The sequence below is a fragment of the Sporosarcina sp. E16_8 genome (assembly GCF_017347095.1).
Taxonomy (GTDB): Bacteria; Bacillota; Bacilli; order Bacillales_A; family Planococcaceae; genus Sporosarcina.
In genome coordinates this window covers 29,963-44,651 of the sequence record NZ_JADPRZ010000015.1, presented here as the reverse complement: position 1 = coordinate 44,651, position 14,689 = coordinate 29,963, and the positions used below count along the sequence as shown (strand labels likewise).

General features: G+C 39.5%; 14 protein-coding genes. 13 read left to right on the top strand and 1 reads right to left on the bottom strand.

Translation table 11 applies throughout. The annotated features are described in order from the left end of the window. Positions 1 to 268 precede the first annotated feature (268 nt). From I2484_RS11335 to cax, 10 genes are all read left to right on the top strand, one after another. Positions 269 to 1,912 (top strand): glycerol-3-phosphate dehydrogenase/oxidase, encoded by a 1,644-nt coding sequence (locus tag I2484_RS11335; RefSeq protein ID WP_207151135.1) that lies wholly within the window; start codon positions 269 to 271, stop codon positions 1,910 to 1,912. Between the two features lie 63 nt (positions 1,913 to 1,975). Beyond that, positions 1,976 to 2,557, top strand: coding sequence for a glycerol-3-phosphate responsive antiterminator (locus I2484_RS11330; RefSeq protein WP_207151134.1), 582 nt, complete (start codon positions 1,976 to 1,978; stop codon positions 2,555 to 2,557). 140 nt (positions 2,558 to 2,697) lie between these two features. Continuing rightward, on the top strand, positions 2,698 to 3,522 hold the full coding sequence (locus tag I2484_RS11325; RefSeq protein ID WP_207151133.1) for an MIP/aquaporin family protein: 825 nt from the start codon (positions 2,698 to 2,700) through the stop codon (positions 3,520 to 3,522). A 57-nt stretch (positions 3,523 to 3,579) separates the two neighbouring features. Further along, positions 3,580 to 5,070, top strand: a complete 1,491-nt coding sequence (gene glpK, locus I2484_RS11320; protein ID WP_207151132.1) for a glycerol kinase GlpK — start codon at positions 3,580 to 3,582, stop codon at positions 5,068 to 5,070. Positions 5,071 to 5,201: 131 nt separating this feature from the next. Further along, the gene (gene hpaB, locus I2484_RS11315) at positions 5,202 to 6,635 is read left to right on the top strand and encodes a 4-hydroxyphenylacetate 3-monooxygenase, oxygenase component (RefSeq protein WP_207151131.1); all 1,434 of its coding nucleotides are present in this window, start codon (positions 5,202 to 5,204) and stop codon (positions 6,633 to 6,635) included. Positions 6,636 to 6,653: 18 nt separating this feature from the next. After that, positions 6,654 to 6,854: a hypothetical protein gene (locus I2484_RS11310; RefSeq protein WP_207151130.1), complete on the top strand. Its 201-nt coding sequence runs from the start codon at positions 6,654 to 6,656 to the stop codon at positions 6,852 to 6,854. Between the two features lie 34 nt (positions 6,855 to 6,888). Further along, the gene (locus tag I2484_RS21490; protein ID WP_255551339.1) at positions 6,889 to 7,017 is read left to right on the top strand and encodes a hypothetical protein; all 129 of its coding nucleotides are present in this window, start codon (positions 6,889 to 6,891) and stop codon (positions 7,015 to 7,017) included. A gap of 183 nt (positions 7,018 to 7,200) precedes the next feature. Next, positions 7,201 to 7,635 (top strand): YugN family protein, encoded by a 435-nt coding sequence (locus I2484_RS11305; protein WP_207151129.1) that lies wholly within the window; start codon positions 7,201 to 7,203, stop codon positions 7,633 to 7,635. Positions 7,636 to 7,961: 326 nt separating this feature from the next. Then, positions 7,962 to 9,164, top strand: a complete 1,203-nt coding sequence (locus I2484_RS11300; protein WP_207151128.1) for a YbfB/YjiJ family MFS transporter — start codon at positions 7,962 to 7,964, stop codon at positions 9,162 to 9,164. Between the two features lie 226 nt (positions 9,165 to 9,390). Beyond that, complete coding sequence (gene cax, locus I2484_RS11295; RefSeq protein WP_481886404.1) at positions 9,391 to 10,446, top strand: calcium/proton exchanger; 1,056 nt, start codon at positions 9,391 to 9,393, stop codon at positions 10,444 to 10,446. Between the two features lie 213 nt (positions 10,447 to 10,659). On the opposite strand, the gene I2484_RS11290 is transcribed toward cax, so the two are convergent. Continuing rightward, positions 10,660 to 11,583 carry an MBL fold metallo-hydrolase gene (locus I2484_RS11290; RefSeq protein WP_207151151.1) on the bottom strand — a complete coding sequence of 308 codons (924 nt, stop codon included), beginning with the start codon at positions 11,581 to 11,583 and terminating at the stop codon, positions 10,660 to 10,662. Between the two features lie 203 nt (positions 11,584 to 11,786). On the opposite strand from I2484_RS11290, the gene I2484_RS11285 reads away from it, so the two are divergent. From I2484_RS11285 to I2484_RS11275, 3 genes are all read left to right on the top strand, one after another. Beyond that, positions 11,787 to 12,152, top strand: coding sequence for a YhfM domain-containing protein (locus I2484_RS11285; protein WP_207151126.1), 366 nt, complete (start codon positions 11,787 to 11,789; stop codon positions 12,150 to 12,152). 560 nt (positions 12,153 to 12,712) lie between these two features. Then, a complete protein-coding gene (locus I2484_RS11280; protein ID WP_207151125.1) occupies positions 12,713 to 13,486 on the top strand; it encodes an SDR family oxidoreductase in 774 nt (257 codons plus the stop codon). A 668-nt stretch (positions 13,487 to 14,154) separates the two neighbouring features. Continuing rightward, a complete protein-coding gene (locus I2484_RS11275) occupies positions 14,155 to 14,589 on the top strand; it encodes a hypothetical protein (protein ID WP_207151124.1) in 435 nt (144 codons plus the stop codon). Positions 14,590 to 14,689 lie beyond the last annotated feature (100 nt).

Below are 14,689 nucleotides of genomic sequence, written 5' to 3'. Positions count from 1 at the left end.
TTGATCAACAGACGTGAGTAGAGAAACATGTAATGTCTGGGAATTAAAGTGTTTTTTATAGATAAGTGAGGAATAATGAACCTGGCTAAAGTGTTATTCACTAAACAAACTATTTTGAGATTAATTGGATATATGGTAAGCTAAACGTAAGTTAATATATTGGGTTTGAGCTAATGAGAGACCTCAGGGAATGGTTGCCTATCGCAACTTATTTCTTGAGGTCTTTTTCCACCTGTAATATACCACATTTTAGAAGGAGACGAGATAAATGACAATCTTATCATCACTGGAACGAGAAAAAATAGTTGATAAATTAGCAATAGAGGAATTTGATTTACTCATTATCGGAGGCGGAATTTCAGGAGCTGGAATCGCTTTAGACGCTACGTCACGTGGGTTGAAAACGGCGCTTGTCGAGATGCAGGACTTTGCTTCTGGTACTTCAAGCCGTTCGACAAAACTTGTTCACGGGGGATTACGGTATTTAAAACAATTCCAAATCAAAGAGGTAGCGGAGCTTGGAAAAGAGCGAGCAATCGTCTATGAAAACGGACCCCATGTTACCACTCCAGAATGGATGGTCCTTCCTTTTCATAAAGGTGGAACGTTTGGCAAATACTCGACTTCCTTTGGTTTAAAAGTATATGACTTTCTTGCAGGCGTTAAGAAATCGGAAAGAAGAAGGATGTTAACAAAAGAAGAAACGCTGCAGAAAGCACCGCTTGTGAAACAAGAAGGACTATTAGGTGGTGGCATTTACGTCGAATACCGTACGGATGATGCTCGCCTGACAATCGAAGTTATGAAAGCGGCCGCTGAAAAAGGCGCAACCATCGTAAACTACACGAAAGCGGAAACCTTTATTTACAATCAAGAAAAGATTGCAGGGGTGCAAGTGTTAGATACAGTAACAAATAAAAAAATTACTATTAAGGCAAAAAAAATCGTCAATGCTGCTGGACCTTGGGTGGACGATGTGAAGGGGTTTGAAGGCAAGACTACAACTGAAAAACACTTAATTTTATCAAAAGGGGTTCATCTGGTATTCGACCAAAAAGACTTTCCACTCCACCAAGCAGTCTATTTTGATACACGCGATAAACGTATGATTTTTGCGGTGCCTCGTGATGGAAAAGTGTATGTGGGAACAACGGATACATTCTACGAAGGGGATCCAAAAGTGATGCAAATTACGAAAGAGGATCGCACTTATATCTTAAACGCCATTCATTACATGTTCCCAAGTCTTAAATTGACAGCAGAAAACGTCGAGTCGAGTTGGGCAGGCGTTAGACCGCTCATCCATGAAGAAGGAAAAAGTCCATCTGAAGTATCAAGAAAAGATGAAATTTGGGAATCGGAGAAAGGACTCATTACAATTGCAGGTGGGAAATTGACGGGTTATCGTAAAATGGCGGAAACCGTAGTGGATAAAATTGTTGCTCAACTTAGTCAGGAAGAAATACGTCATTTTAATAACTGTGTGACGAAGAATTTGCCAATCTCAGGTGGAGATATTGGTGGTTCATCCAACATGAATCGTTTTATGGCCCAAGCGATTGAAAAAGGTCAATCAGTTGGGTTTTCAGAACAACATAGCCGTCACTTGGCAACTCTTTATGGCACCAATGTTGATAAGGTGTTTGCAATTCCATTTGCAGCACACACAGTAATTCCACGTATTCTTTATGTGAAATTACGTTATGCAATCGACTATGAAATGGTTGTTAAGCCAACTGATTTCTTTGTGCGCAGAACTGGAGATATGTTCTTCAATATTGATAACGTTAAAGCTGGAAAAAAAGATGTGCTAGATGAAATGGCATTTATTTTTGGGTGGTCAGAATCAGTGCGTCAACAATATGAAAAAGAACTAGTAGATGAGATGACAATCGCAACAACCGTGCTATAACATGCTATATTGGAGATATGGAAAACTCTACAAGATGGCGCATGAAAGGAGGCTGTACAATAGATGCCTTTTCACACTCAAAAGATTTTGCCCGCCTCGCGAAACTTAAAGCAATTTGAACAATTACTAAAAAGCCCATTTGAATTCATTGTACTTTTGGAAGTTCATGTTGGTAATCTTAAAACTCTCAAAATAGAAGCAGAGAAACATGGGAAAAAAGTGATTATCCATGCGGATTTGATACAAGGATTGAAAACGGATAATTTTGCTGCCGATTTTCTATGCAATGACATTAGACCAGCGGGTATTATTTCGACGAGGTCCAATATGATCTTGAAAGCGAAAGCCAAAGGAATTATCGCTATTCAACGTATGTTTCTCCTAGATACAATCGCTTTGGAAAAAAGTTACTCGTTGATTGGTCAGACAGTGCCAGATTATATTGAAATGTTGCCTGGGGTAATCCCGGAACTCATTAGCGAAGTGTATGAGAGAACGGGCATTCCAATCATTAATGGAGGCTTAATTCGAACAAGGAAACATGTTCAAGATGCATTGGACGCGGGTGCTGTAGCAGTAACGACATCGGATCATCAGCTTTGGGAATTATTCGCTGAAAAAGAAGTAGTTGACAGACTATTGTGATATGTATATGCTAGGTACAAGTCAATAAAAGTGGTTGAGCTCAGGAATCCACATTTAAACCCTACGATATGTAGGTGTTTAAGTGTGGATTTTTTATGTTCGAAATTCAACCACGAAAATAGAAATGAGGAGGATTAGAGATGACACCCTTTTTAGGAGAGCTCGTAGGGACAATGATTTTAATTATTTTCGGAGCTGGAGTTGTCGGTGGTGTATTAATGAAGAAGTCGAAAGCAGAAAACGCTGGTTGGATTGTGATCACTGTTGGCTGGGGACTTGCTGTTACAATTGGTGTATATGCAGTTGGTGGTGTCAGTGGTGCACATTTGAATCCAGCGGTGACAGTCGGAATGGCTTCCATTGGTAAATTTCCATGGTCAGACGTTCCCATGTATATCCTGGCTCAAATGCTCGGTGCGATTAGTGGAGCAATAATTATTTATTTTCATTATTTGCCTCATTGGAAGGAAACGGAGGACGAAGCAGCGAAGTTATCCGTATTCGCTACAATTCCCGCAATTCGTCATCCTCTTTCAAATTTAACGAGTGAAATAATCGGTACGTTCGTTTTGCTTGTCGGTCTACTTGCAATCGGTGCAAATGAGTTTACGGAAGGACTGAATCCACTAATCGTTGGTGCTTTGATTGTGGCCATTGGATTATCATTGGGTGGCACAACGGGTTATGCTATTAATCCAGCTCGTGATCTAGGACCGCGTATTGCACACTTCTTTTTGCCGATTCCTGGGAAAGGGAAGTCAGATTGGAGTTACGCATGGATACCAGTCGCAGGTCCATTACTTGGAGGAGCGTTTGGTGCCCTTTTCTATCAGCAGGTATTTACAGGCGTTACTAGTATTGCATTTTGGATTGTTGGTGGTATTGTACTAGCAGTCTTGTTAGGCGCACAGTATTCACTAAGAAAAGATTCAGCGCAAGTAACAAAACCAAGTATTGCAGAATAGTTAATAAGTAGATATCCATATTGTTATGACAAAATCCAATATATGGGGGAATAGCTAATGACTGAAAAATATATAATGGCTCTTGACCAAGGCACAACAAGTACGCGAGCGATTCTATTCGATAAATCCGGTAAAATTTTTCACACAGCACAGCAAGAGTTTACACAATACTTTCCTAAGTCTGGATGGGTTGAACATAATGCGGATGAAATATGGAGTTCCATTCTAGGAGTTATTGCAGGTGTGTTATCAGAAAAGAATATTGTAGCCGAACAAATCGAAGGAATCGGTATTACCAATCAGCGTGAAACAACAGTCGTGTGGGATAAAAACACTGGGAAACCGATTTACAATGCAATCGTTTGGCAATCACGCCAAACTGCTGAAATTTGCCGAGAGTTGAAAGAGAGCGGTTACAATGATCTGTTCCGAGATAAAACCGGTTTACTTATCGATGCCTATTTCTCAGGAACAAAAGTGAAATGGATTCTCGACAATGTAGAGGGTGCAAGAGAAAAAGCGGAACGTGGAGATCTTCTATTCGGTACGATTGATACATGGATTGTGTGGAAATTAACTAATGGAAAAAGGCATGTAACCGATTATTCCAATGCTTCCAGAACACTTATGTACAATATTCACGAATTAAAATGGGATGAGGAATTGCTCTCTATCTTAGGGGTTCCTGCGTCAATGCTTCCAGAGGTCCGTCCCTCTTCTGAGATTTATGCGCATACGGAAAAAAGTCACTTCTTCGGTCATGCTGCTCCGATTGCTGGAATCGCTGGTGATCAACAAGCCGCATTGTTCGGACAAGCTTGTTTTGAAAGTGGCATGGTAAAAAATACGTATGGTACGGGTTGCTTCATGTTGATGAATACTGGAGATAAAGCAGTCAAGTCTGAACATGGACTATTGACAACCATTGCGTGGGGAATAGACGGAAAAGTAGAGTATGCACTCGAAGGCAGTATTTTCGTTGCAGGATCGGCCATTCAGTGGTTGCGTGATGGACTTAGAATGTTCCGCAATTCATCCGAAAGTGAAGAATATGCTAAACGTGTCGAGTCAACAGAAGGGGTTTATGTTGTACCAGCATTTGTTGGTTTAGGCACACCTTACTGGGATAGCGATGTAAGAGGTGCTATTTTCGGATTGACACGTGGTACAGAGAAGGAACATCTTATTCGTGCAACTTTGGAATCGCTTGCTTACCAAACGAAGGACGTACTCGATGCAATGGAAGCAGATTCTGGAATCTCTTTAAAAATGTTACGTGTAGACGGTGGTGCAGTGGAAAATGATTTCCTCATGCAATTTCAAGCCGATTTATTGAATGTACCTGTTGAGCGTCCGCTGATTAGTGAAACAACCGCACTTGGAGCTGCTTACTTAGCAGGACTCGCCGTCGGATTTTGGACGGATCGCTCAGAAATCTCTGCTCATTGGAATCTAGACCGACCTTTTGAACCGAAAATGGAGCAGCAACAACGACAAGACTTATACACTGGATGGCAAAAAGCAGTCAAAGCGGCTATCGTTTTTTAGTAAGGTTTTCTGTTAAAACGTATTGGCATAGATACAGTCTAGTAACAATCGATAGAAACAAATAATAGAATACAACTAAAGAAATAGATGGATGATAATACAATCCGCTACTATTAGTTAGGGGTGTGTCTATGCCAGCGATTACAGGAAAAGAGTATCTTGAACGAATTGATCGGCTACAAACGAATGTGTGGATAGATGGTAATCTTGTAACAGGCAATATTTCTGAGCATCCTGCATTTAAAGGGGTCATGAAAAGTCAGGCGGCACTATATGATGTGCAGCATGAGGTTCTTGTAAAAGATGTAATGACCTATAAATCACCATTAACTGGAAATCCGGTAGGTCTGTCTTATTTACAGCCCACAACAAAAGAGGATTTAGTTAAAAGGCGATCAATGGTTCAGCAGTGGGCAAAATCGAACAATGGCATGATGGGAAGAAGTCCAGACTACATGAATACGGTGTTAATGGCGCTAGCATCATCTGTGGGTTTATTGAAAGGAAAAGAAAATTGTTTTCCTGAAAACATTCTTGCGTTCTATGAGTATGCACGTGAAAACGATTTATCCATGACGCATACATTTATCGACCCACAAGTAAATCGAGCATCATTCTATTTTGAAGATTCCGATGAGCCAATTGCTGCCAAGGTGATAGAGAGAACCGAAGCGGGAATCATCGTAAAGGGTGCGCGGTTGCTGGCAACACAGGGTGGCATAACAGATGAGATCATGGTGATTTCTGCGGGTGGGGTTGATGATAAAGCGAATGGATTTGCCTTTTCTATCCCTAGTAATAGTCAAGGTCTAAAGTTTGTCTGCAGAGAATCATTTGTTGGGGGCGACTCCACATTTAACTACCCATTAAGTTCGCGGTATGAGGAGATGGATACGATTGTTGTTTTTGACAATGTATTGGTACCGTGGGAGCGCGTGTTTTACTATGACAATATAGAAGTAGCGAACAGTTTTGTGGCTTCTAGCTCGTTTTTACCACTTACACTGCATCAAGTTATTTCTAGACAAATCATCAAAACGGAATTTGTTTTGGGAATAGTCCAGTCAATTATTGAAACCATTAATATCGGAGAATATCAGCATGTACAAGAGAAGGCTTCAGAAATTATTGTAGCTTTAGAAACGATGAAAGCATTGGTGATGAAAGCAGAGGCTGAGGCTGAGATCGATGAATGGGGATTTATGCGACCAGATCGAACAACATTGAAAATCGCGATTAATCTATTTCCACGAGTATACCCGAGGTTTACTGAAATCATTCAGCTTTTAGGTGCAAGTGGATTGATGTCCATTCCGACAGAAAATGCATTTCAATCAAGTATTAGAAAAGATTTAGATCAATATTTGCAGGCTAAATCCAAAAATGCAGAGGATCGTGTCAAAGTTTTCCGTTTAGCATGGGATTTAACGATGAGCTCTTTTGGTACACGCGAAACGCTATATGAACGTTTTTTCTTTGGCGACCCGATTAAACTTTCGGGTGAATTATATCGTTCCTATGATAAGAAACCGTATGTGTTGCGGGTGAAGGATTTATTGGGGTGAATATTTATAGGAAATTGATTGACTCTTTTTTTAGGAGACAATCAATTTTTTTATGAAGAAAAGGGGCATGGCGGTCATAAACTGCTTCAAGGCGGTCATAAAGTCGCGCGTGGCGGTCATAATATGCTTCAAGACGGTCATAAAGTCATTCAAGACGGTCATAACCCATCCCATGGCGAGCATAATTCTCAACGGGGGAAAAAACGTACAGCCGTTTGATGAATTTCTGATCGAAGGCCGGGTGGTCTATCTGTTGTTTCGGCTTGGTGTTCGCAACGCTAAACTTGCGAATAATTTACAAAGACTAGGTGTTCCCTTCACGATGCGCAATTGGAAAACAATCAACAAGCTCACACTGTTAGCAAAAGAGATGGAGGAGTAACGTTTGGTGATTTGCATACGTCTTATGAGTTTGGCGGGAATAGGGGAGGGAACTCGTACGTTTAACAGCCGTTAGTAAGGTGCCATAGTTTGTTCTGTCATTGTCCTTGTAAATGTTGGTAGTATTTTTCCTTCTTCTTTAGTGAATGCTGTTTATGGAGCAATTTAGAAGGAGGAAAAAATAATGTTGAAATTACAAACTGAACTTGAAGGGCAAAGGGCTTCTTTTGGTGTTGTAAGTGATTGTATCCAGGGGCTCGGTTATCATTTGGGTGGAAACTGGGATTATCATAAAGGGTGTTTTGACCATATTTTATGCCGCGAAGGCGGTGAAACCATCTATGTTAGAATTCCGTTCTTTGTAACTGAAGGAGAACTTGATGAATATAACGCCTCCATAGAATTTGAAACATCTTATATCATTAAGCATGTCGTAAATATCGGTCTAGATAGTGATGAAAGTTCATTATTAAATGCAACTGGGTTTAACCAATTCCAGAAACCGATTGATCCAGACGGGAAAATAATTGATAAAAACAGATGGATTCATGCAGGCGAAGTCGCTGTAAAAGAACTTATAGATTGTTTGCATGCGCAACAACACCTGAAATCAAGTTAACAGGAAACTTCAATTAATGGGGGATTTTTTGAGCCTTCATTAATTGAAGTTTTTTTATTGCTTAGGAAACTATAAAATCACGTACTGTGAATAAGCAGCAAAATGAGCTATTCCATATTTAAACTACAGGGCTTTTGTTCGTTAAACAATAATAATTTCATGATTGGCACCAGTCTGTGAAATACCAACCACTTAAGGATTTGTTAATTCTGAATTATTCACCTACTTAAATGAATTCTTGTTATAGTAGAAGTTAGTATGCTACTGAAAAATGGAGTTAAGTGGAGTGGCGTTCGGAATTAATGAAACGAGTTGGGGGTGGTTGAATGAATCAAGAACAGCCAATTTGGAAGTATGCGTTTGCAAGTGTAATGGTGACGATTAGTACGCTTGGATTTGGAAGAATGTCATATGGTATTTTAATGCCTTTTATGAAAGAAAGTTTGTCTTTATCATATGAACAGGCAGGTTTGCTAGCGACGACAAATTCAATTGGCTATTTAGGGATGGTTCTATTTGCTGGTATATTAGCTGCAAAATGGGGATCTAGAAGGCTAGTTATTTTCGGCACATTGCTTGTTGCTGCCGGGTTACTCTATATGGCAACGGTTCAAAGCTTCGCAGCAAGTATGATAGGTATGAGTATACTTGGGGTTGGAACTGCATTCGCCTATACACCACTAGTAAATATTGTAGTTGGTTGGTTTCCGCAACGGAGGGGGATGATGATCGGTTTCCTTGTCAGTGGTATTGGGCTTGGAACGCTTATTTCTAGCCTGTTAATTCCGTTTTTTACTACCTGGTTCTCGATCGACGGATGGCGGTATCTGTGGTTTGTATATGGAATTTTGTCGCTGTTGTTTGCACTAGCGGCTATGCTCATTTTGCGGGATCCACCTATACCGTTATTGAAAAAGGAGCAGAAGGACCAATCTCTTTGGCGGGAAGTATATTTGCATAAGGGTGTGCTTCTTGTCGCTACTATTTATGGGTTGATTGGTTTTGCCTATTTAATTCCGCAAAGCTTTTTGTTCAGCTTTATTTTAGAATCCAAGATTGATCGATTTATGGCGGGCCAAATTATGGCCATTGGCGGATTGATGTCTATTTTCAGCGGACCGTTGTGGGGAACGATTTCTGATAAAATTGGGAGGAGGAAGTCACTAATTATTACGCTAGTCACGGGGGCGGCTTCCATGCTTGTACCTGTTATTTATCCCGTATTCATTGGGTTTGTCATCAGTCAATTTTTCTGGGGAATCACAGTCGTTGGCATGCTTTCGCTTATACAAGCACTGTCAACTGAACAGATTCATCCCTCTTACGCACCTGTTGCTTTAGGGTATGTAACTGTTTACTTCGCGTCGGGGCAGCTTCTTGGACCTGGTCTTGGTGGGTGGATGATTGATCATATCGGTGGAATCTCATCTGCGTTGCTCCTCTGCTGTGGTTTGTTGTTACTCGCTTTTCTATTTTCGTTAAGACTGCAGAAAAATGAAGACGGACAATCGCTAGTAGTGAAACCTTAACAGACGAGTTTGATATTGATTACAGGTGCATGACGCCTTTGGATAAATCGTTCGCAAATGCATAAGAAAAACTAATAACCAACCGACAACACTTCGGTTGGTTTTTTAAACTTTCATTTCGTTACCATACGGTTACATAAAAATAAGTTGCGAACATCTTCTCACGTTTGTTTTAGCCTCATTAGGGAAAGATAGGGAGAGGTTTTAATTATCCTAAGAGGTGATTCTGTTGAATCGGTTATTTGCCATCCTTGTTATCACTGGAGTCCCACTCGTGATTGCCGGTGCATTCCTAAATTGGTCAGACATCATGATGTTCATCGTTTGCTGTATAAGTATCATTGGGCTTTCAGGATACATAGGCCGGGCAACGGAAAGTCTTGCCATTGTTAGTGGTCCAAGGATTGGTGGGTTGTTGAATGCGACATTTGGCAACGCGGTCGAACTCATCATTTCAATTTTCACATTGAAGGCGGGAATGGTAAGCATCGTCTTGGCTTCGCTCACAGGCTCTGTACTTGGGAATCTGCTGCTTGTGCTCGGACTTTCCTTTTTCGCAGGGGGCATTAAATTCAAACGTCAAAATTTCAGTCTTCATGATGCGCAATATAATTCAGGATTGCTTATTTTTGCTGTAATCGTGGCATTTGTCATCCCTGAGATATTCTCGATGTCAATGAATACACAAACGACATTTAACTTGAGTATTGGAATCGCGATTATCCTAATCGCCCTTTATCTTGCAGGGCTGTTCTTCAAACTCGTTACGCACCGTGGTGTCTTCGCCTCTTCTGATAAGGTTATGGAGGAGCAGGAAACGCCAGAGTGGACGAAGCGCAAGTCGATTATTGTACTCCTATTAGCGACAATAACGGTTGCTTTCGTATCTGAGCAACTAGTTCATACATTTGAAATGCTTGGTGAAAAATTCGGTTGGACCGAGTTGTTCATCGGTGTTATAATTGTCGCGATTGTTGGAAATGCGGCTGAGCACGTATCAGCAATCACGATGGCGGTCAAGGATAAGATGGATGTAGCCGTGGAAATAGCAGTCGGTTCCACGTTGCAGGTCGCCATGCTTGTTGCACCAATCCTCGTATTGATATCACTTTTCATGTCGCAGCCGATGTCACTTGTTTTCACAATACCAGAGTTAGTCGCAATGGTATCCGCAACGTTCTTGGTCATTACTCTATGCAATGACGGGGAATCAAATTGGTTCGAGGGCCTGATCCTTTTCGCGGCTTATCTGATTATGGGAATCGGCTTTTATTTACTCTAATGTCTGCTGTCTGTTGGAAAAGGTAGCTTTGAATAGAGAAAATTACGACATATCATCAGCTAAACTGCTACCTGAATTTTAGCTTAAGAACTCAAAATCATAAAAGAGCTTTTAACGGAGATACTACGAGAATAATTTCGAAATTGAAATTTAATAGTTGTCTATGTTAAAGAGCGAACCCCTTGATAGTATAGGGAGTTCGCTCTTTTTAGCTCAAGTAGTTGGAGTCTCCATCTGAATGGTTTCCCCTATTTTCATAACAGTTAACTTCTTGCCATCTAACTTTTTAGACTCCCATTCAGCCTGTAATCGATCAAGTGCTTCTTTTGGGGTATCGTCGGCCAACCGATAAGCGCCGTAATGCATTGGAATCATCACCTTGGACCGCGTATCGATGAAAGCTTTGACAGCATCTTCTGGACTGACGTGTTGGGCAGCCATGAACCATTCAGGCTCATATGCGCCAATCGGCATCAAGCAATAATCAATTGCATACTTCTCCCCGATAGTGCGAAAGCCTTCGAAATAGCCACTGTCTCCCACGAAATAGAGTGTTTGGTTTAAATGCTGGATAATCCATCCGCCCCAGTGTGAGTGATTTGTATCTGTAAGCGTTCTTTTTGTCCAGTGCTGAGCTGGAACAAAAGCAATCGTTAATCCGCTCATTTGATGCTCGTCCCACCAGTTAAATTCCACAGTTTTATTTAATCCTTTTCTTTTAAACCAGTTCCCAAGTCCTATAGGCACAAAAAAGGTTGGATTACCTTTTAGTCTTTTAATAGAACCGTAGCTCAGGTGGTCATAATGGCTATGTGAAATTAAGACAATGTCGATTGGAGGTAATTCCGCAATTGGCAGACCTGGGGGGGTGAGTCGTTTATCCGTACCAAGGCGATTTGCCCAAACTGGATCTGTTAGGATGTTTAGTCCATTTAGTTGGATTAAATAGGTGGAATGGCCAATCCAGGTGATAGTCGGAATTGTACGGTTTGATTGCAAGAACACTGCCTCCGTTTTATCTACCAACGGCACTTGGAACGATAAATCTTTCTGTTTGCCTTTTCGTTCTTTTCGCCACTGCAGTAAATCTTTAAACGTAGCAAGTGATGCATTTTTATCCGTATTTTCATAGCGCATTTTTTTCACAGATAGACACCTCAAATGATTTCTTGTTATTTGTAGTTCAGCTTTATAAGAAGTAAAACAGTTTTTGTTTTTGGGTTAAGTTTAGTATACACCACAGTCATTGTTATTTTGCCAAGTCGATTTTTTGGTTAATTCTTAGAATTTATGTAACTTTTCCGAAGCAATGTACGTCCATTGGTAGAAAGGGGGACAATATGAAGAAATTATCAATTCTATTTATTATAATTGGGCTTTTATTAGTAGGTTGTTCTCAAAAAGAACAAATTGAAACAAGCAGTCCTGTGGGGAAAAGTAACTCGGGATTAAAAATGGAACATCTAGATTTGAAAGGAAAAAATGAAATTGCTACATTCAATACGGCAGTGAGGGATTCAACCAAGCAACCAGGTATTGTTAATATGGCCAATCCCCAGTATCAATTCAGTCTTGGTGAAGATTCATACTTTCTTTGGAGTACAGTAGATAATGGAACAATTATGAATACAAAAGACACTCATACTATTTACTCACTCTCAAGTAGTTCAATAAAAGAGGTTAACGAGTTTGTTAATAAAAATTAAACTCTTTTGAAATAATGGGGTGAATTACTTGAATAGGCGCAATAGAGTATCAATCCAGAACCCTTCCTGTTAAAATTTAGGGAAGTGTGGGGACATGAAAACTAAATTTTTACCGATTATAGTAATCCTCATTTGATTAGTCATCGGTGCTCTAGGCTACTTCCTGTTTATGAAAGTATTTATTCCAAATATGATGTAATGATTTACCTAATAAGAAATCAGAGGTTTTTTTGGCCACGGTAGGTGTCAATTCCCATGGAAGAAACTCTTATAATTGATAGTAGCGCATAACAAAGGAACTAAGAAAAAGGTTTTTTAAAAAAAGGCTGAGCCTTGAGAATGATAATGTTGTATTGATAGGTAAATCAAGAAACAGCTCCATCTTTCAGAAATTATAGGCAAGACAGGTGCAATAATCAGGGTAGGATTTAATCTCCCATAAGTGCTACTCGTTTTGGGTGTGTTTCTACAACAAGTAGAGTCGCATTTTTTCTGACGGGCAGATTAATAAAGTATTAAGATTTATTTTATATTTACTTTTGATATGGAGGAATGTTTTAATGAACCAGTTAAAAGGAAAGATTGCTGTTATTACGGGTGCAAGCCGTCTGAAAGGGATTGGAGCGGCCATTTGCAAGGAGTTAGCTGGAGCGGGTTATCATATATTTTTTACCTATTGGACGGAGTATGATAAAAAAATGCCTTGGAGCATTGATTTAAATGAGCCACTGAAATTAAAAGAAGAATTAATAAAAACAGGTGTTAAGGTATCATCTATGGAGTTGGATTTAACTCTATGGGATGCACCTGAACAACTATTAAGTAGAGTTTCTGAACAACTTGGCTATCCTGATGTCTTGATAAATAACGCAGCATACTCAACAAACAATAATTTTTCTACTATAACTGTCGAAGAATTAGATAAACATTACATGGTAAATGTTCGTGCAACGACACTATTAAGTAGTAAATTTGCTCAAAAGTTTGATAAGAAATCTGGTGGAAGGATAGTCAATATTACTTCAGGTCAATTTCAAGGACCGATGCCTGGTGAATTAGCATATGCGACAACAAAGGGAGCAGTGGATGCTTTAACAATCACTTTGTCGGCTGAACTAGCCCCTTTAGGAATAACGGTCAATGCAATAAATCCAGGTCCAACTGATACAGGGTGGATGACAGAGGAAATAAAAAGTGAATTAACACCGATGTTTCCTTTTGGTAGAATAGGTGAACCGAAAGATGTTGCAAAAACGATAAAATTTCTAGTGAGTGATGAAGCAAATTGGATTACAGGTCAGATTATTCATTCAGAAGGTGGATTTAAAAGATAAATCAAACTAAAAAGGCTCTGGTTCTAGAACCTTATTGCTGTATTTGATTTCAATGTATACAACAATTTGCGTGGAATTGTACTTAAAGTAACGAGGACTTTAGTGAAGGATCATCAAGTAGCTAATGCAGCTCTTATTTCTTATTGAATTAACTGGAGGTTAGATCAATAAGAGTCAAAGGAGGAGGGAAGATGCTTTACTAAAGAGAGCAAGTACAGAGGGGGGAAACTAAAGTTTTATAATAATGTTGATGAGGATCTTACACTAAAATTATTAACACAGCATAATGCTACTGAACTATTTGATATTGTAGAAAAAATCGTGTTTATTTGAGAGAATGGCTTCCGTGTTTTGACAGCAAAAAGACTGTTTAAGATTTTCTGAATTCAATTGAAAAACGGGGAAGAATACATATCCAATACTGCATTAAATGCTGGAATCTTCTTTAAAGGAAAACTTGTAGGGAAGGTAGCTTTTCCTGAAACAGATTGGAAAGGAAAGAAGACAGACTTTGGATAATGGCTTTCGCCTGAATTTGAAGGGAAAGACATAATAACCAATATTCGTTCTGTACACATTTTCATCCTCTGAGTTGTAGTGCTAATTTTGCGCTACATGTATGGCTAGTGTGCATAATAGTTTAATATACGAGGGGAGAGAAAGTGGAAATGAGACAATTTAATATAAATGGAAATATTATCAAAGTGGAAGTTCAGAAAACGAAAGAGTTATATGAACCTCTTCCGCTCATTTCTGATAAAGCCCATTGTGGATGTGAGGATTGCAGTTATTATACAAAGGCGATTGTTCATACATCACCAGCTATTCAACGTTTCTTCGAACAGTTTGGCATTGATCCGAGAAAAGAAGCAGAAGTTTGGAGGGCTAGTGAAAATAAAGATGGAACCTATTATTATGTAGCAGATTATCATTTTATCGGTGAGATTCAAGGTATCAAAGAATTAGATTGGGTTGTTGTAGAGGAAGCTTCCTTCGGTATGACAAATCATACAGGAAATTTACCTTCACCGATGATTCCAGAAACATTTACAACACCAATTATTGAATTAATCGTAAGAATTAATCTGCGTTCTGATATTTAGTTTTTGAACTAATCTGGTGCATTACTGAAATAAAAAGTAATGTATTTCACGTTTTTATATTGTGTCTTTTAATCCTCTATTTAGTGAAAATGTACATACC